Here is a 19,081-nt window from a genome sequence, read left to right as displayed (position 1 = left end):
ACCGCTCCTGCCCGGAACGCCATTCTGTAGGTCGGGTAAGGCGAAGCCGCCACCCGGCACAAAACGGCCTCATCCCCCATCCAGTTCCCCGGCGGCGCTGCGCTTGGCCGGGCTACCGGTCCTGGCCGGAACGCCATTCTGTAGGTCGGGTAAGGCGCAGCCGCCACCCGGCACAAAGCGGCTCATTTTGTGATCGAGTTAAAGTAAATCATCCCTGGCGATTTTATTTAGTAAAAGTTTTACTAAAATGAGTTTTATCTTATTAAGCCGTTCAGGGAGGCGATATGAATCGCTGGGAAAACCTTCAACTCACTCATGAAAACAGGCTGCCGCCGCGGGCGTATTTCTTCTCTTACGACTCACTGGCCCAGGCGCGGACCTTCGCCCGCGAAACCAGCAGCCGCTTCCTGTCCCTCAGCGGGCAGTGGAACTTCCGCTTTTTCACCAACCCGCTGCTGGTACCGGAGAGCTTTACCTCATGCTATCAGAACGAGTGGGGGCCAATTACCGTACCGGGTATGTGGCAGATGGAAGGCCACGGCCAGCTGCAGTACACCGACGAAGGTTTTCCCTTCCCCATCGACGTGCCCTATGTCCCGACCGATAACCCGACCGGCGCCTACCAGCGCCTGTTCACCCTCGGCGACGGCTGGCAGGGCAAACAAACCATCATCAAATTCGATGGCGTCGAAACCTATTTCGAAGTCTACGTTAACGGTCAGTACATCGGCTTTAGCAAAGGCAGCCGCCTGACCGCCGAGTTCGATATCAGCGCGGCGGTGCAAACCGGCGACAACCTACTGTGCGTGCGCGTGATGCAGTGGGCGGACTCCACCTATATTGAAGATCAGGACATGTGGTGGTCGGCGGGCATTTTCCGCGACGTCTATCTGGTGGGGAAAAATCCGCTGCACGTACAGGATTTCACCGTGCGCACCGATTTTAACGATGACTACATCGACGCGACCCTTTCCTGTCAGCTGACGCTGGAAAACCTGGCTCCGCAGACGGCGGCGGCGACGCTGGAATATACTCTGTTCGACGGCGAAAAGGCGCTTTATTCGGGCAACGTTGGTCAACTGCAGGTCAGCCAGCAGCTAAACACCGGCTTCACGATTGATGTGAGCGCGCCGCAGCAGTGGTCGGCGGAAAGCCCGTATCTCTATCATCTGGTGCTGACGTTAAAGAACGCCGCCGGCGAGGTGCTGGAAATCATTCCGCAGCGCGTCGGTTTCCGCGATATCAAAGTGCGTGACGGCTTGTTCTACATCAACAACCGCTACGTAATGCTGCACGGCGTAAACCGCCACGATAACGACCATCTGAAAGGCCGCGCGGTCGGCATGGATCGCGTGGAAAAAGATCTGCTGTTGATGAAGCAGCACAACATCAACTCGGTGCGCACCGCTCACTATCCGAACGACCCGCGTTTCTATGAAATGTGCGACATTTATGGGTTGTTCGTGATGGCGGAAACCGATGTGGAATCCCATGGTTTCGCCAACGTCGGCAACCTCAGCGCCATCACCGACGATCCGGCCTGGGAACATATCTACGTTGAGCGCATCGTGCGCCACGTTCACGCACAGAAAAACCATCCGTCTATCATCATCTGGTCACTGGGTAATGAATCCGGCTACGGCTGCAACATCCGCGCTATGTACCACGCCACCAAAGCGCTGGATGATACCCGGCTGGTGCACTACGAAGAGGACCGCGATGCCGAAGTAGTGGATATCATCTCCACCATGTATACCCGCGTACCGCTGATGAACGAATTCGGCGAGCATCCGCATGAAAAACCACGCATTATTTGCGAATACGCCCATGCGATGGGCAATGGTCCCGGCGGATTAACTGAATATCAGAACGTTTTTTACCAGCACGACTGTATCCAGGGCCACTACGTGTGGGAATGGTGCGACCACGGGATTCAGGCCACCGACGATAACGGCGCGGTGTGGTACAAATTCGGCGGCGATTACGGCGACTACCCGAACAACTACAACTTCTGCCTTGATGGGCTGATTTTCTCCGACCAAACGCCGGGGCCGGGCCTGCGCGAATATAAACAGGTCATCGCCCCGGTAAAAGTACAGGCGCGGGATATCTGCGGCGGCGAATTGCGGGTGGAAAACAAACTGTGGTTCTCCACTCTCGATGACTACACCCTGCGCGTAGAAGTCCGCGCCGAGGGCGAAACGCTCTCCAGCCAGTTGCTGAAAGTGAAAGACCTGGCGCCGAACAGCGGCCGCGACCTGCAAATCGCCCTGCCGCAACTCGACGAGCGTGAAGCTTTCGTCAACATCATGGTGACCAAAGATTCGCGCACCCCGTATAGCGAAGCCAATCACGATATCGCCGTCTATCAGTTCCCGCTTAAGGCGCGGACCGCCGCGCGAACTCCGCTGTTAAACGCCAGCGCCACCCCGCTGCAGATTGCCGATGAACGCCTGAACTACACCATCAGCGGCCATAACTTCCGCGTGGTATTCAGCAAGGTCAGCGGCAAACTCAGTGAATGGCAGGTCAACGGCGTCGATCAGGTAACCCGCGAGCCGAAGATTAACTTCTTCAAGCCAATGATTGACAACCATAAACAGGAATACGAAGGGCTGTGGCAGCCGGCCCACCTGCAGATAATGCAGGAGCATCTTCGCGAATTCAGCGCTGAAATAGAGGGTGAAACGGTGGTGATCACCACCCGCAGCGTGATTGCGCCGCCGGTGTTCGACTTCGGTATGCGCTGCACCTATCGCTGGCAGATTACGCCACAGGGCCACATCAACGTTGAGCTGGCCGGCGAGCGCTACGGCGACTATCCACACATTGTCCCGTGCATCGGCTTTATGCTGGGCATTAACGGTGAGTTCGACCAGGTGAACTACTATGGCCGCGGGCCGGGCGAGAACTACGCCGACAGCCAGCAAAGCAACATCATTGATATCTGGCATACCACCGTCGACGATATGTTCGTCAATTATCCGTTCCCACAGAATAACGGTAACCGTCAGCACGTGCGCTGGGCATCGTTCAGCGACCGCCACGGCAGCGGCCTGCTGGTCGTTCCGCGCAATCCGCTCAACGTCAGCGCCTGGCACTTTACGGCAGAAAACCTGCACGCCGCCCAGCACTGCAACGAACTGCAGCGCAGTGATGACATCACCCTGAATATCGATGCGCAACTGCTCGGCCTCGGCTCCAACTCCTGGGGCAGCGAAGTGCTGGATAGCTGGCGCGTCTGGCTCAACACCTTCAACTATGGCTTTACGCTGCTGCCGCTGGAGGGCGGATGCGGCACCTCGCAGGTACTGGCGAACCATAGCTTCGGCGCCGGTTTCTTTTCCCCCGTTGCACACAGCGAGGCTGAACAATGAGAATTCTCGATAATTTAGAACAGTTTAAGCAGGTTTATCATAGCGGCCGCAAATGGCAGCGCTGCGTGGAAGCCATCAATAACATCGACAACATCCGCCCGGGCGTGGCGCATTCCATTGGCGATTCGCTCTCCTATCGGGTGGAAACCGATAGTACGACCGACGCGCTATTTGTCGGCAATCGCCGCTACTTTGAGGTGCACTATTACCTGCAGGGGCAGCAGAAAATCGAGTTTGCCGCCAAAGAAAATCTGCAAACCGTCGCCTGCTACCGCGACGAAACCGATCGCGAATACCTGAAAGGGATCGGTGAAACGGTGAAGGTTCATGAAGGGCAGATGGTGATTTGCGATATCGACGAAGCCTACCGCTTTATCTGCGATGCGCCGGTAAAAAAAGTGGTGCTGCGAGTCACGGTTGAAGACGGCTACTTCCTCAATAAGTAAACCCGCGTTAAGCGACAAGGGAGGTCAACGGGTACGCCCGTTGGCCTTTCGGTTCCAGCCCGCTGCGGCGGGTAGATGAATGATTGGAGGACGTATGTCCGAATCTGTACGTGCCAAAATCGGCAAGTTCGCGCTGCTATCGATGGCCTTTACCGCCGTCTTTAACGTGCGAAATATCGTCAATAATAACATTGAGTTAGGGCTCAGTTCCGCGCCTATCTTCTTATTTGCCACTATCGTTTATTTTATCCCGTTCGTGTTTATCATCGCCGAATTCGTCTCGGCCAATAAACACTCTGAATCCGGGATGTACGCGTGGCTGAAGCAGCCGCTGGGCACCCGCGCCGCCTATCTTGGTTCCTTCCTCTACTGGTTTGTGAACCTGTTCTTTTTCCTCTCGCTATTGCCGAACGTGGTGGCCTACGCCTCGTATGCGATCACCGGGTACGCGATCCCCTTCTCGCCGATGGTGACCTCGCTTATCTCCATCGTGCTGTTCGCCATGGCCACCCATATATCCACCAAAGGGGCGACCTGGCTGGGGAAAATTTCTGAATGTGTGGCCTACGGCGTGTTCGCTTTGTTCGCGATTTACGTCGTCGGCGCGCTGACCGCGCTGGGTTCCGGTCACGTCCCGGCGCAGCCGATTACCCTGGCGGCGATGGAGCCGACCATCAACTGGGCGACGCTCGGTATCATGTGCTGGATTTTCCAGGCCGCAGGCGGCGCGGAAACCGTTGCCGCCTACCTCAACGACACCAAGGGCGGGCAGAAATCCTTTATTAAAGTCATCATCACCGCCGGGGTGCTGATTGGCGGTATGTACGCCTTAGGTTCGCTGCTGGTTAACGTCTTTGTCGCCCGTGAAAACCTGACCTACGCCGGCGGAATGGTGGAAATCTTTACCGGTCTCGGCGCCTACTTCCACATTTCTGAAGCGCTGATGGGCCGCTTCGTCGGCATCATCCTGTTTATCGCTATCTTCGGCAGCATGATGATGTGGACCGCCGCGCCGGTCAAAATCCACTTCTCGGAAATCCCGAAGGGTATCTACGGCCAGAAAACCACCGAGCTGAATGCCCACGGCGTGCCGGTACGCGCCGCCTGGTGGCAGTTCCTGTTCGTTTTCCTGATGTTGATTGTTAACGGCTTCGGCTCCGCCAGCGTGCAGCAGATGATGAACACCGCCATTAATCTCACCGCCGGTACCGCCATGCTGCCGCCGCTGTTCATCATGGCCGCCTACTTCGTCTTCCGCTGGAAACACGATGACACGCCGCGCGACTTCCGTATGGGCTCAAGAAAAGTGGGCATGAGCATAGTCACCATGTTGATGGTCATTTTCGTCATCAGCATGACTGCTTCGGCCTTCCCGCCGGGCGTCGATCTGGTTAACGCTTTCTTTATCAACGTCTTTATGACCGCGGTCTTCTCCGGCCTGGCGTGGTGGTGGATCACCCGCTTTGAAAAAAAGCAGCAACGTCTGCGCGCCGCGGCGCCGGTTAACGCTGCCGCTGCCGGTAAATAACGTTCCTGTCGTCCCGTCAGCCCCTCGTCGGCTGGCGGGATTTTTTTATCCCTCGCCTGATTACGTATTACTCAACCTTTTTCGTGATCGAGTTAAAGCTATTCGGTTTCTTTACTTCTATTTACTAAAACTTTTACTAAAATCGACATTAATTCTTAACTACCTCTACCCTACAAACAACACAACCCCCTTCAGCGACCCTCTGAAGGACAATGTGTGGAGATGTGTTATGTCTGATACTAAACGTAATACCATCGGCAAGTTCGGCCTGTTATCGCTGACCTTTGCCGCCGTTTACAGTTTCAATAACGTCATCAACAACAATATCGAACTGGGGCTGGCGTCGGCGCCGATGTTCTTCCTCGCCACCCTGTTCTACTTCATTCCGTTTTGCCTGATTATCGCCGAGTTCGTATCACTGAATAAAAACTCCGAGGCCGGAGTTTACGCCTGGGTGAAAAGTTCGCTCGGCGGCCGTTGGGCGTTTATCACCGCCTATACCTACTGGTTCGTAAACCTGTTTTTCTTCACCTCGCTGCTGCCGCGCGTAATCGCCTATGCCTCTTACGCCTTCCTCGGCTACGAATACATTCTGACGCCGTTCGCCACCACCGTGTTGAGCATGGCGCTGTTCGCTTTCTCCACCTGGATCTCCACCAACGGCGCGAAAATGCTGGGGCCTATCACCTCCGTCACCTCATCGCTGATGCTGCTGCTGACGCTCTCTTATATTCTGCTGGCCGGTACCGCGCTGGTGGGCGGCGTACAGCCAGCGGATCCGATCACCGTCGAGGCGATGATCCCTAACTTCAACTGGGCGTTCCTCGGTATTACCACGTGGATCTTTATGGCGGCGGGCGGCGCGGAATCGGTGGCGGTGTACGTCAACGATGTGAAAGGCGGCTCTAAATCCTTCGTCAAAGTGATCATTCTTGCCGGGATCTTCATCGGCGTGCTGTACTCGATCTCCTCCGTACTGATCAACGTCTTCGTCAGCAGCAAAGAGCTGAAGTTTACCGGCGGATCGGTGCAGGTGTTCCACGGCCTGGCGGCTTATTTTGGCCTGCCGGAAATTCTGATGAACCGCTTCGTCGGCCTCGTTTCGTTTACCGCGATGTTTGGCTCGCTGCTGATGTGGACCGCCACCCCGGTTAAAATTTTCTTCTCGGAAATTCCCTCCGGCATCTTTGGTAAAAAAACCGTCGAGCTCAATGAGAACGGCGTCCCGGCGCGCGCGGCCTGGCTCCAGTATCTGATCGTCATTCCGCTGATGATCATCCCGACGCTGGGATCCAACACCGTGCAGGATCTGATGAACACCATCATCAACATGACCGCCGCCGCTTCCATGCTGCCGCCGCTGTTCATCATGCTGGCCTACCTCAACCTGCGCCGCAAGCTCGACCATCTGCCGCGCGATTTCCGCATGGGCTCGCGTACTACCGGCATCGTGGTGGTATCCATGCTGATTGTGATTTTCGCCATCGGTTTCGTCGCCTCAACCTTCCCAACCGGCGGCAACATCCTGACCATTATTTTCTACAACGTCGGCGGGATCGTGATTTTCCTTGGCTTCGCGTGGTGGAAATACAGCAAATACGTCAAAGGATTAACCCAGGAACAACAACAAATAGAAGCGGCTCCGGCTTCCCATACCTCTTAAATACCTTAAAAAAATGAAAACTCACACTTACTTATACGGGGCACTCGTTGCCCTGGCTTTTTGCGCCCCTGCGGCGGCCGCTGAGACCGTCCATCCGGCCGAGCACGACGATACCAAAACGCCGGAATTAACCACCACCTCCTACCGCTTTTACGGCGAATTGGGGGTTGGCGGTTACATGGATTTAGAAGGCGAGGATAAACATAAATACAGCGATGGCACCTATATCGAGGGCGGGCTGGAGGTCAAAAACGGCCACTGGTTCGGGCTGATCTACGGCGAAGCCTGGACGGTACAGGCCGATAGCCAGGGCAATGCCTGGACGCCCGGCCACAGCTGGGGCGGCGTGGAAGGCGGCCTTAACCGCCTCTATGGCGGCTATAAAACCGATAACAACACCGAGATCATGCTCAGCCTGCGCCAGGACTCGTCGCTGGACGACCTGCAGTGGTGGGGCGACTTTACCCCCGATCTGGGTTATGTGATCCCCAATACCCGCGACATCATGTACGCGCTGAAGGTACAAAACCGCAGCGGCGATTTCCGCTATAGCGTCACCGCCACGCCGGCCGGACATCACGATGAAAGCAAGGCCTGGCTGCACTTCGGCAAATATGATCGCTATGACGATAAGTACACCTACCCGGCAATGGTCAACGGCTACGTGCAGTACGACATCGTCAAAGATGTCACCTGGATGAACGGCCTTGAAGTGACCGACGGCACCGGACAGCTATTCCTGACCGGCGTTCTGTCGCCCAATCTGGCCTTCCGCGCCTGGCACCATACCGGCCGCGCCAAAGGGCGGGATGTTCCCGGCAGCGAAACCGGCTTTATGGCCAGCGCCATGTATGAAGCATTAAGCGGGCTCTACTTCTCCACCGCATACAGCTACGCCAAACACCGCCCGGACCACGCCGCTGATGAAACCACCGCGTTTATGCAATTTGGCATCTGGTACGAATATGGCGGCGGGCGTTTCGCCACCGCCGCCGACAGCCGTTTCTATACCAGCAACGCCAGCGGCGACCCGAGCGACAAAATTTTCCTGATGCAATACTTCTACTGGTAACAAGGAGCCGAGATACCATGAACTTCACCACTACGCTGACGCCGCTGGCCTGCGCGCTGATGCTGAGTTTTTCCGCCCATGCCGTCACCGCGCAGGCGTTTAAAAACGTCATCGACCGCAGCGGCGCGCCGCAGTATATGCAGGATTTCGACGCCGACGACCACCAGCGCTTCAACCCCTTTTTCGACCTCGGGGCGTGGCACGGCCACCTGCTGCCCGACGGCCCGGCGACCATGGGCGGCTTCCCCGGCCCGGCGCTGCTGACCGAAGAGTACATCAACTTTATGGCCACCAACTTCGATCGCCTGACGGTGTATCAGAACGGCAAAAAGGTCGATTTCACCCTGCAGGCCTGGAGCCTGCCGGGCGCGCTGAAACAAACCCTCACCGCCCCCGGCGTGAAGGTGGAGATGACGCTGCGCTTCGCCAGCGCCCACACTTCGCTAGTGGAGACCAAAATCACCAGCAACACTCCGCTGAAGCTGGTGTGGGATGGCGAACTACTGGAAAAACTGGCCGCCAAAGAGGGTAAAGCGCTATCGGGCAAAACCATTGATCAAGCCTTCCCGGACTATCAGCGCCGTCTGAGCGCCACGCCCGACGGCCTGACGGTCAGCTTTGGCAAAGTTCGCGCCGCCTCTGACCTGATGACTTCCGGCGAATCGCAGTATCAGATCCACCGTTCTCTGGCAACCGAGACCCGTATCGACGGTCACCGCTTCACCAGCAGCGTGGAGATCCGCGGCTCCACCACCCTCTACACCACTTATTCGCACCTGCTCACCGCGGAGCAAGCGCGGCGGGAAAAAGCGCAGATCCGCGATATTCTGGCGCGGCCGGCTTACTATCTCACCGCCTCCGAACAGCGCTGGGGCGGTTATCTGCAAAAAGGGCTCAGCAACCCCGACGCTACCGCCGAACAGACCCGCGTGGCGGTGAAAGCTATTGAGACGCTCAACGGCAACTGGCGCGCGCCGGGCGGCGCGGTGCATTACCATACCGTCACCCCATCCGTGACCGGCCGCTGGTTCTCCGGCAACCAGACCTGGCCGTGGGATACCTGGAAACAGGCCTACGCCATGGCCCACTTCAACCCGGATATCGCCAAAGAGAATATCCGCGCCGTCTTCTCCTGGCAGATTAAAGCCAATGATAAGGTACGCCCGCAGGATGCCGGATTTGTGCCCGATCTGATCGCCTGGAACCTGAGCCCCGAGCGCGGCGGCGACGGCGGCAACTGGAACGAACGCAACACCAAGCCAAGCCTCGCGGCCTGGTCGGTGATGGAGGTGTATAACGTCACCAAAGATAAAGCGTGGCTGGAAGAGATGTATCCGAAGCTGGTGGCCTATCACGACTGGTGGCTACGCAACCGCGACCATAACGGTAACGGCGTGCCGGAATATGGCGCGACCCGCGATAAGGCGCACAACACCGCCGACGGCGCCATGCTGTTCACGGTGAAAAAAGGGCAAACCGAGCAGACGCTTTCCGGCCTTCGCGCCTACGAACAGGTGACGGCCAAAGGCGATTACGACAGCCTCGAAATTCCGGCGCAGGTAGCGGCGTCGTGGGAGTCCGGGCGCGACGATGCGGCGGTATTTGGTTTTATCGATAAAGAACAGCTGGATAAATACGTCGCCAACGGCGGCAAACGCAGCGACTGGACGGTGAAATTCGCCGAAAACCGCGACCGTGACGGCAACCTGCTGGGGTATTCGCTGCTCCAGGAATCGGTCGATCAGGCCAGCTATATGTACAGCGATAACCGCTATCTGGCGCAGATGGCGACGATTCTTGGCAAAGCGGAGGAAGCAAAGCGCTATCAGGCGCTGGCGGCGAAGCTGGCGGATTATATCAATACCTGCATGTTCGACCCGCAGACTCGCTTCTATTACGACATTCGTATCGAAGAACAACCGCTGGCTAACGGCTGCGCCGGTAAACCTATCGTCGAGCGCGGCAAAGGGCCGGAAGGCTGGTCGCCGCTGTTTAATGGCGCGGCGACGCAACAACATGCTGACGATGTGGTTTCGGTGATGCTCGACCCGAAAGAGTTCAACACCTTTGTGCCGCTGGGTACCGCCGCGCTGACCAACCCGGCCTTTGGCGCCGATATTTACTGGCGCGGACGGGTGTGGGTGGATCAGTTCTGGTTCGGCCTGAAGGGAATGGAGCGCTACGGTCATCGCGATGAGGCGCTGAAGCTGGCGGACGCCTTCTTCCAGCACGCCAAAGGCTTAACCGCCGATGGCCCGATTCAGGAGAACTACAATCCGCTGACTGGCGCCCAGCAGGGGGCGCCTAACTTCTCGTGGAGCGCGGCGCATTTATATATGTTGTATAACGAGTTTTTCCGTAAGCCGTAGCGTTTTCCCCTCACCCTACCCCTCTCCCACAGGGAGAGGGAACCTCACACCTGCGGTAACAGGCCGATAAAGCTGCGCTTCTGCCGCGGCTGCGACATCATCTCCTCCAGCTTTTCGACGCAGGCTAAATAGTGCGGCGTCTTCTTATGCGCCAGCACCGCCTCATCGTCTTTATAGGCTTCGTAGATAAAAAAGCGGGTTTTCACCTCGGGATCCTGCAGGACATCAAAGCGCAGGTTGCCTGGTTCCCGCAGCGCGCCCTCGTGGTTGGCGCGAAACACCTCGAGAAACTCATCCACCCGCTCGGGTTTAATATTGATCTCCACCAGCGTCACGTTCATTTCAGCTCTCCCTGTTTCTCTTCCTGCCAGAACTGATACGCTTCGCGGGCGTTCAGATTCTCATGCACCACCTTTTTCACCGCCTTCAGCATCGCGCGCGGGGCGCTGGACTGGAAGATATTGCGCCCCATATCCACCCCGGACGCCCCCTGGTCGATCGCCCGCCAGCACATCTCCAGCGCCTCATGCTCCGGCAGTTTTTTACCGCCTGCGATGACGATCGGCACCGGACAGCTGGCGGTTACTTTTTCAAAGCCTTCCTCAACGAAATAGGTCTTCACAAACTGCGCCCCCATTTCGGCGGCAATCCGGCTGGCCAGCGAGAAGTAGCGCGCGTCGCGGGTCATCTCTTTGCCGACGCCGGTAACCGCCAGAACCGGCATACCGTAGCGATTACCGGCATCCACCAGTTTGATGATGTTATTGATCGACTGATGTTCGTATTCGCTGCCGATATAGACCTGCGCCGCCACCGCGCAAACGTTGAGACGCAGCGCGTCTTCCATCGCCACCGCCACGCATTCGTTGGAGAGTTCGCTCAAAACCGAATTACCGCCGGAGGCGCGCAGCACCACCGGCTTATTGGTGGCCGCCGGTACCTGGCTGCGCAATACGCCGCGGGTGCACATCAGCACGTCGGTGTCGGCAAACAGCGGCGCAATCGACAGGTCGATACGCTCAAGCCCGGTCGTTGGCCCCTGGAAGTAGCCGTGATCGAAGGCCAGCATCACCGTGCGATTGCTGTGCGGATTAAAGATGCGCGCCAGCCGCGACTGCATGCCCCAATCTAGCGAGCCGCAGCCTTTCAGGGTATACAGCGTGTTCTGCTGCGGGCGGTCGATACCGAAGTCCTTACCCTCTTTGATGTCGTCTAAATCAGCCATCTCATCCTCCGTCAGAAGTCGTAATTGTTGATGTTCTCTTTGCTGAACACCACGCGTTCCGGCAGCAGCACGATACCGTTGCCCTTCGCCTCATACTGGTAACCCTGTACGCTGTTCGGCTCGACCTTAAGCGGGCCGATATCTTTCACCTCAACGCTGTCGCCGACGTTAAGATCGCCCTTTTTCAGCAATCGATCGGCGACGTTAACCGCAATTTTGCCCTGCTGAACCACATCCCACAGACCAAAGGCTTTCACCGTGCCGCGCTCAACGTACGGGCGCATCACGTTCGGTGTACTAAAGCCGACGATCGCCACGCCCTGACGCTTGAGGTTCTCCGCCGCCTGCGCCGCCGCCGGCAGCGCATTGGCATCCGGCGCGATAATGGCATCGAGATCCGGATAGGCTTTTAAGATCCCCTCGGCGGTTTGCAGCGATTTGGGGGCATCGTTATAGCCGAACTGGGTGGTGACGATTTGCCACTGCGGATGCTCTTTTTCGATTTTGGCTTTGGCTTCCTTCACCCACTGGTTCTGGTCGGTCACCGTTGGGCTGGAGTAGAAAAACGCGACTTTGGCGGCAGGTTTGCTGACCTGCTTTTCCGCCATATCTACCAGCAGGCCGCCGAGCTGCTGCGGCGTGCCCTGATTGATATAGATGCTGCGGCACTCGGGTTTGGTATCGGAATCCCAGGTCAGGACCTTGACCCCGCGCTGCATCGCCCGCTTCAGCGCCGGACACAGACCGTCCGGCGAGACGGCGGAAACGATAATGGCGTTGTAGCCCTGGTTGACGAAGTTGTTGATTAGCTGCACCTGGCCGGAGACGCTGGGTTCGGTCGGGCCGTCATAGGTGACATCCACGCCCAGCGCTTTCCCCGCCTCTTTCGCGCCGTTGCCGCCGCTGGTAAAGAAGCCGACGCCGACCAGCTTAGGAATAAAGGCGATGCGGTCCGCCGCCTGGGCGGTGACTACGCTCATCGCCAACGCCAGCACGATCAGTTTTAATTTCATTTTATGCTCCGATTGTTTTATGCGAGAAAAGACGCCGCCAGGTCGCGCGCACCCATTCACGGTGCAGGCTCAGCGAGCGCCCCATCACCACCACAACCAACAGCGCCCCTGACAGCGCGCTCGACACCTGGTTGGGGATGCCGACCATCTGTAAACCCTGTTGCAGATACCCCACCAGCAACGCCGCCAGCGCGGTACCCAGTATCGATCCCGAACCGCCGTATATATTGGCCCCGCCGAGCACCGCCGCGGTCAGCGCCGGCATCAGCAGGTCGCGGCCTAAATCCGAACGCGCCGAACCGAAATAGGAGACCATCACCAGCGCCGCGACCGCCGAGGCGACGCCAACCAGGCCATACAGCACGTACGGGATGCCGTTCACCGACAGCGCGGCATAGCGCGCGGCGCGCGAATTTTGCCCGAGTAAAAAGAGATGGCGGCCAAAGCGACCGCGATGGGCCAGCAGCCAGAAGAAAAAGGTGATAATCGCGAACAGCACCAGCGGTAGCGGCAGTCCGGCGAAAGTTAAATTGGCGAAGGAGGTGAAGCTATCGGGGAAGCCGCCAATCCCCTCGTAACCGGTCGCGCCGGCCATGCCGGAAAGCAGCAGCGCGCCGCCGCCGTACAGATACAGCGTCCCGAGGGTGATCACCAGCGGGCTGATGCCGGTGTAGTGAATCAGCGCGGCGTTGAGTAACCCGCACAGCAGCCCCAATAGCAACGTCAGCGATACCGCGAGCCACAGCGGCCAGCCCGCCTGGGTCATCACCCCGAGGGCGATGGCGCACAGGCCGATGGTCGAGCCCAGCGAAATATCGATCCCGCCGCTGATGATCACCAGCGTCAGCGGCAGTGCGACGATGCCGATGCAGATAAAGTCGCTGGTGCTAAAGAGCAGCATATTGATATCCAGCATGCGCGGATTCAACGCGCCGAATAGCAGGATTTCCGCGATCAGCAACGCCAGCAGCGCGCTTTCCCAGTTAAGCTTCAGCTTCATTTAAGCCACCTCTTTGCTTTTGCGTTCGGGAAAGCGGGCAACCTGTTTGCTTCCTTTGTTACCGGGCTGGAAACGGCTGTACTTTAGCGCCCGTTGATGGCGGGCCAGCGCCTGGCGCAGGCGGCCATCAAGCACCAGCACGCCGAGCAGCACCAGGCCGGCAATAAAGTCATTCCACCAGGCGGGAAGGCGGAACAGCACCAGCACGGTGTCGATTTGGGTGAGGAAAAAGGCGCCGAGAAACGCGCCGAGCAGCGTACCGGTGCCGCCGAGCAGCGAGATCCCGCCCAGTACGCAGGCGGCGATGGCTTTCATCTCCAGCCCGCTGCCGGTCTGATTAGGCACAAAACCAATTTGCGCGGCGAAGACGATCCCAGCGCAGGCCGCCAGCATGCCGTTGAGGGTAAAGGCCAGCATCCGCGTGCGGTTGACCGCCACGCCCAGCTGACGCGCGGCGGCGAGATTATCGCCAACGGCGTAAAAATCACGACCAGAGGCGGTGCGCGACAGCAGCCAGCCGCCCGCCAGCAGCAGCGCCAGCACCAGCCAGCCCAGCGGCGACACGCCAATAAACGCGGGCTCCGAGAGCGATTTCAGGCTGTCGGGCAAGCCCTCGATCCATTTCCCGCCGGTCCACAGCAACATCACTCCGCGATACAACCCCAGCGTGCCGAGCGTCGCGACGATCGCCGGGATGCGCAGCCCCACGACCAGCAGGCCGTTAAAAGCTCCGGCCAGCGCGCCAATCGCCAGCGCGAAGGCGATAGCCGTCGCCAGCCCGTAACCGTTGTTCAGCGCCACGCCGACGGCGATGGCGCACAGCCCAACGGTCGAACCTACCGACACGTCAATATTGCGGGTCAGCATCACCAGCGTCGCGCCCAATGCCAGCAGGCAGAGGATCTGCGAGCTGGCGAAAATCATCGCCAGGGTCTGCAGGCTGAAATAGGCTGGATTGAGCGCCACCAGCACGACAAAGAGCGCCACGATGGCAAAGAAGGCGCTCAGTTCGCGATTCTTCAGTAACGTTTTCATGCCTGTCCTCCGAAGGCCAGGGTCATCATGCGATCGACGGTCACCGCCTGCCGCGCCAGCTCACCGCTGTAGCGGCCCTGATGCATCACCAACACCCGGTCGGCCAGGCCAACGAACTCATCCAGATCGCTGGAGATCATCAGCACCGCCACGTTTTGCGCGGCAACGCTTTTTAGCAGTTGATAGATATCAGCGCGGGCGGAGACATCCACGCCGCGCGTCGGCTCATCGACAATCAGCAGTAACGGATTAGCTTCCAGACAGCGCGCCAGCAGCACTTTTTGCTGGTTGCCGCCAGAGAGCGTGCGCACCGGCTGATCGCCATCGGCCAGCTTGATCCCCAGCGCCCGGTGATAGCGTTCAACCACCGCCGCCTCCCGTTTCCCCTGCTGCCACCATGACGGCTGATTGAACATCACTGTGTTCCAGCGCACCGGCGCATCAAGAAACAGCCCCGAGACCTGACGGTCTTCCGGCAGATAAACCAGCCCGCTGGCCAACCTGGCGCGGGTGCTGTCGCGGCTAATCTCGCGGTTCTCCAGCCAGATCCGCCCGGCGCGCGGTGGGCGCAGGCCGTATAGGGTTTCAGCAAATTCGGTGCGCCCGGATCCTACCAGCCCGGCCAGACCGACGATCTCTCCGGCGCGGATCTCCAGATTGAGATCGATAAAACCTTCTCCGGTGAGATCCTCCACCCGTAGCACGGGAAAGTCCTGCGGTTGCGTACGCCGGTTGCCCGGTAGCGACAGCCACAGCTTTTGCGTGTCGCTCAGCGTATGGTCGCGGCTGACCGGCGTCATCGCGTTAATCAGTTGCTCATCGCGGTATGCCGCGGTCTCGCCGCCCAGCACCACCGCGCCGTCGCGCATCACCGAAATATGGCTGGCAAGCTGGCGGATTTCGGGCAATTTGTGTGAGATAAAGACGATCCCAACGTCCAGCGCCTGTAACGCGCGGATCTGGCTAAAGAGTCTCTCGGTTTCACCCGGCGTTAAAGAGGCGGTGGGTTCATCCAGGATCAGGATCCGTGCCTCGCGCATCAGCCCGCGCAGGATCTCGACCATCTGTTGATCGGCTACCTCGAGCGTGCTGGCGCTGGCATCGAGGTTGATCTGGCAGTTCAGCTGCCGCAGTTTGTCCTGCAACCGCGCGGTGGTATCCGCCCGCTTCGGCAGGCGGAAAAGAATGTTCTCGCGCACGCTGAGGTTGGGAAACAGCATCGGCTCCTGCGGCACCAGATAGATGCCTAACTGATGAGCCAGCGCCGGATTGAGGCGCGCAAACGCGCGTTCGCCGATCGTCAGTTCACCGCTATCCGGCGTTTCGACGCCGGCGATGATCTTCATCAGCGTCGATTTACCCGCGCCGTTGCCGCCCATCAGCGCATGCACCTGGCCCGCGCCTAGCGTGAAATCAATGCCCTTGAGCACCGCAACGCCGGAGAACTGTTTGCAAATCTGGCGAGCTTCAAGCAGTGGCTTCATCATCGCGCCTCGATTGAACAAATGATTTTTAAATTTAATAATGTTCAAAAGCGTAGACGGTGAACTATATTTACAACCGTGCGAAGATCACAGTTTGGCGCTTTAGATCGTCAGGAAAAAAGGCGCCAGCGATGAAAGATCCGTTTTGCCAGTCGGCTCACACTTTCCGACCGCGCAATAGCGAACATATGATCTAAATTTTTATAAGAGTTCAATTTATGAGCGAAAAACGCATTACGGAAGAGAACCGCTACGCCGGGCTGGCGTTAGCCGAGGAAGAGCTGGTGGCGCGGGTGGCGTGGTGCTACTACCACGACGGCCTGACGCAAAATGACATCGGCGAGCGTTTAGGGTTGCCGCGACTGAAGATTTCTCGCCTGCTGGAGAAAGGCCGTCAGTCCGGGGTGATCCGCGTGCAGATCAACTCGCGCTATGAGGGCTGTCTGGCGCTGGAAAGTGAACTCCAGCAACGCTTTGGCCTCAAGCTTGCCCGCGTACTGCCAGCGCTCAACACTCCACCGATGAATACCCGGCTGGGGATCGGCGCGGCGCAGTCGCTGATGGGCATTCTGCAACCGGGGCAATTATTGGCAGTCGGCTTCGGCGAAGCCACCATGAGCTGCCTGCAGCACCTCAGCGGCTTTATTGGCTCGCAGCAGGTGCGGCTGGTGACCCTCTCCGGCGGCGTCGGCCCTTATATGACCGGCATCGGCCAGCTTGATGCCGCCTGTAGCGTCAGCATTATCCCGGCGCCGCTGCGGGTCTCTTCGGCGGATGTCGCCGAGATCCTGCGCCGCGAGTCGAGCGTGCGCGACGTGATGCTGGCGGCAACGGCGGCGGACGCGGCGGTGGTTGGCATTGGCGCCATCGATCAGCGGCGCGACGCCACCATTTTACGCTCCGGCTATATCAGCGAGGGTGAACAGCTGATGTACGCGCGCAAAGGCGCGGTCGGCGACATTTTAGGTTATTTCCTGCAGGCCGACGGCCGGCCGGTAGAAGGACTGGAGATCCATCGGGAACTCCTCGGCGTAACCCTCGATGAACTGGCGCAGCTGCCGACCATCGTTGGCGTCGCCGGGGGAGAACAAAAAGCGCAGGCGATTCATGCCGCTCTGATTGGCAAGCGCATTAATGGCCTGGTAACGGAAGAGACAACAGCACGCGCGGTGCTCGCACTGGCCTCCTGACGGCCTGGCGCCGCGCGACAACAGCGAGGCGCATGTCATGAGTTACCTGTTAGCGTTAGATGCCGGGACCGGCAGCATTCGGGCGGTCATTTTCGATCTTAATGGCCGCCAGTTGGCGGTAGGCCAGGCCGAATGGAAACACCTGAGCGTCGATAACGTCCCCGGCTCGATGGAGTTCGACCTTACCACCAACTGGCAGCTGGCCTGCCAGTGCATTCGCCAGGCGCTCGACGCCGCCCGGCTCTCCGCCGCCGACATTCAATCCATCGCCTGCTGTTCGATGCGCGAAGGGATCGTCCTCTATGACCGCAACGGCGAGGCCATCTGGGCCTGCGCCAACGTCGATGCCCGCGCCAGCCGCGAAGTGGCGGAGCTTAAGGAGATCCACGACTATCGTTTTGAATCCGAGGTGTACGAGGTCTCGGGACAAACCCTGGCGCTAAGCGCCATGCCGCGCCTGCTATGGCTGGCGCACCACCGCCCCGATATCTACCGCAAAGCGGCGACCATCACCATGATCAGCGACTGGCTGGCGGCGAAACTTTCCGGCGAGCTGGCGGTCGACCCGTCAAACGCCGGCACCACCGGCATGCTCGATCTGTTCAGCCGCGACTGGCGCCCGGCGCTGCTGGATATGGCCGGGCTGCGCGCCGATATGCTGTCGCCGGTCAAAGAGACCGGGACCCTGCTGGGCGCCGTCACCGAAGCGGCGGCACAGCAGAGCGGCCTGCGCGCCGGGACGCCGGTGGTGATGGGCGGCGGCGACGTCCAGCTCGGCTGCCTGGGCCTTGGGGTGGTGCGCGCCGGGCAAACCGCGGTACTCGGCGGCACTTTCTGGCAGCAGGTGGTCAACCTGCCGCAGGTGCGTACCGATCCGCAGATGAATATTCGCGTCAATCCTCATGTCATTCCCGGCATGGCGCAGGCGGAATCGATCAGTTTCTTTACCGGGCTGACCATGCGCTGGTTTCGCGACGCCTTCTGCGCTGAAGAAAAACTGATTGCCGAGCGGCTCGGCGTCGATGCCTATTCGCTGCTGGAGGAGATGGCCAGCCGCGTGCCCGCCGGTTCCCACGGCGTGATGCCTATTTTTTCCGACGCCATGCACTTTAAGCAGTGGTACCACGCCGCGCCGTCGTTTATTAACCTCTCCATCGATCCGGAAAAGTGCAATAAAGCGACCCTGTTCCGCGCGCTGGAGGAGAACGCGGCGATTGTCTCCGCCTGCAATCTGGCCCAGATTTCGCAGTTCTCCGGGGTAACATTCGAGAGCCTGGTGTTTGCCGGCGGCGGCTCTAAAGGCGCGCTGTGGAGCCAGATCCTCAGCGACGTCACCGGCCTGCCGGTGCGGGTGCCGGTCGTCCGCGAAGCCACTGCTCTGGGCTGCGCCATCGCCGCCGGAACCGGCGCCGGACTGTATGGCGATATGGCCAGTACAGGAGAACGGTTAGTGAGCTGGCACCGCGAGTTCACCCCAAATCCGCAGCATCGCGAGCTGTATCAGGAGATGATGAGCAAGTGGCAGACGGTGTACGCCGATCAGCTTGGCCTTGTCGATAGCGGGCTGACAACATCGATGTGGCAGGCACCGGGCCTGGAGCGCCGCCAGCGCGTAGCGTCTTCCCCGTCACCCTAACCACCGGTACCGATCCGCCTTTCCCCCCTCTCCCTTTGGGAGA

Annotated in this window: 14 protein-coding genes; 8 read left to right on the top strand and 6 right to left on the bottom strand. The window is 59.0% G+C overall.

What is annotated here, in order from left to right; translation table 11 throughout:
• Positions 1–284 precede the first annotated feature (284 nt).
• From ebgA to ygjK, 6 genes are all read left to right on the top strand, one after another.
• Positions 285–3,377: a beta-galactosidase subunit alpha gene (gene ebgA, locus PGR29_RS13455; protein WP_316424686.1), complete on the top strand. Its 3,093-nt coding sequence runs from the start codon at positions 285–287 to the stop codon at positions 3,375–3,377.
• Positions 3,374–3,823, top strand: a complete 450-nt coding sequence (locus PGR29_RS13450; RefSeq protein WP_004900777.1) for a beta-galactosidase subunit beta — start codon at positions 3,374–3,376, stop codon at positions 3,821–3,823. Before ebgA ends, PGR29_RS13450 begins: the two co-directional genes overlap by 4 nt.
• Before the next feature lie 94 nt (positions 3,824–3,917).
• Positions 3,918–5,351, top strand: a complete 1,434-nt coding sequence (locus PGR29_RS13445) for an amino acid permease (RefSeq protein ID WP_087859875.1) — start codon at positions 3,918–3,920, stop codon at positions 5,349–5,351.
• A 229-nt stretch (positions 5,352–5,580) separates the two neighbouring features.
• Positions 5,581–7,014, top strand: coding sequence for an amino acid permease (locus tag PGR29_RS13440; RefSeq protein ID WP_087859876.1), 1,434 nt, complete (start codon positions 5,581–5,583; stop codon positions 7,012–7,014).
• A 13-nt stretch (positions 7,015–7,027) separates the two neighbouring features.
• Positions 7,028–8,086, top strand: a complete 1,059-nt coding sequence (gene ygjJ / locus PGR29_RS13435; protein ID WP_113373112.1) for a protein YgjJ — start codon at positions 7,028–7,030, stop codon at positions 8,084–8,086.
• Between the two features lie 17 nt (positions 8,087–8,103).
• Entirely contained in the window at positions 8,104–10,455 is a 2,352-nt protein-coding gene (gene ygjK, locus PGR29_RS13430) for an alpha-glucosidase (protein WP_316424683.1), read from the top strand.
• A 44-nt stretch (positions 10,456–10,499) separates the two neighbouring features.
• Here ygjK and lsrG read toward each other — a convergent pair whose 3' ends face one another.
• The 6 genes from lsrG to lsrA are packed head-to-tail and all read right to left on the bottom strand — an operon-like array spanning position 10,500 to position 16,212.
• A complete protein-coding gene (gene lsrG / locus PGR29_RS13425) occupies positions 10,500–10,796 on the bottom strand; it encodes a (4S)-4-hydroxy-5-phosphonooxypentane-2,3-dione isomerase (protein WP_004181386.1) in 297 nt (98 codons plus the stop codon).
• On the bottom strand, positions 10,793–11,680 hold the full coding sequence (lsrF, locus tag PGR29_RS13420) for a 3-hydroxy-5-phosphonooxypentane-2,4-dione thiolase (protein ID WP_316424682.1): 888 nt from the start codon (positions 11,678–11,680) through the stop codon (positions 10,793–10,795). The genes lsrG and lsrF overlap by 4 nt, the downstream gene beginning before the upstream one ends.
• A gap of 11 nt (positions 11,681–11,691) precedes the next feature.
• The gene (lsrB, locus tag PGR29_RS13415) at positions 11,692–12,693 is read right to left on the bottom strand and encodes an autoinducer 2 ABC transporter substrate-binding protein LsrB (protein ID WP_316424681.1); all 1,002 of its coding nucleotides are present in this window, start codon (positions 12,691–12,693) and stop codon (positions 11,692–11,694) included.
• A 1-nt stretch (position 12,694) separates the two neighbouring features.
• Complete coding sequence (gene lsrD / locus PGR29_RS13410; protein ID WP_316424680.1) at positions 12,695–13,693, bottom strand: autoinducer 2 ABC transporter permease LsrD; 999 nt, start codon at positions 13,691–13,693, stop codon at positions 12,695–12,697.
• A complete protein-coding gene (gene lsrC, locus PGR29_RS13405; RefSeq protein ID WP_316424679.1) occupies positions 13,694–14,728 on the bottom strand; it encodes an autoinducer 2 ABC transporter permease LsrC in 1,035 nt (344 codons plus the stop codon).
• Positions 14,725–16,212: an autoinducer 2 ABC transporter ATP-binding protein LsrA gene (gene lsrA / locus PGR29_RS13400; protein WP_316424912.1), complete on the bottom strand. Its 1,488-nt coding sequence runs from the start codon at positions 16,210–16,212 to the stop codon at positions 14,725–14,727. The genes lsrC and lsrA overlap by 4 nt, the downstream gene beginning before the upstream one ends.
• Before the next feature lie 218 nt (positions 16,213–16,430).
• Here lsrA and lsrR point away from each other — a divergent pair, with 218 nt between their 5' ends.
• Positions 16,431–17,402, top strand: coding sequence for a transcriptional regulator LsrR (gene lsrR, locus PGR29_RS13395; RefSeq protein WP_087859881.1), 972 nt, complete (start codon positions 16,431–16,433; stop codon positions 17,400–17,402).
• 37 nt (positions 17,403–17,439) lie between these two features.
• Positions 17,440–19,038 carry an autoinducer-2 kinase gene (lsrK, locus tag PGR29_RS13390; RefSeq protein ID WP_087859882.1) on the top strand — a complete coding sequence of 533 codons (1,599 nt, stop codon included), beginning with the start codon at positions 17,440–17,442 and terminating at the stop codon, positions 19,036–19,038.
• Positions 19,039–19,081 lie beyond the last annotated feature (43 nt).

The sequence above is a fragment of the Klebsiella sp. 141203 genome, assembly GCF_032601985.1.
Classification (GTDB): domain Bacteria; phylum Pseudomonadota; class Gammaproteobacteria; order Enterobacterales; family Enterobacteriaceae; genus Klebsiella; species Klebsiella aerogenes.
The sequence above is the reverse complement of the archived record's forward strand: the minus strand, read 5'-3'. Positions and strand labels throughout refer to the sequence as shown.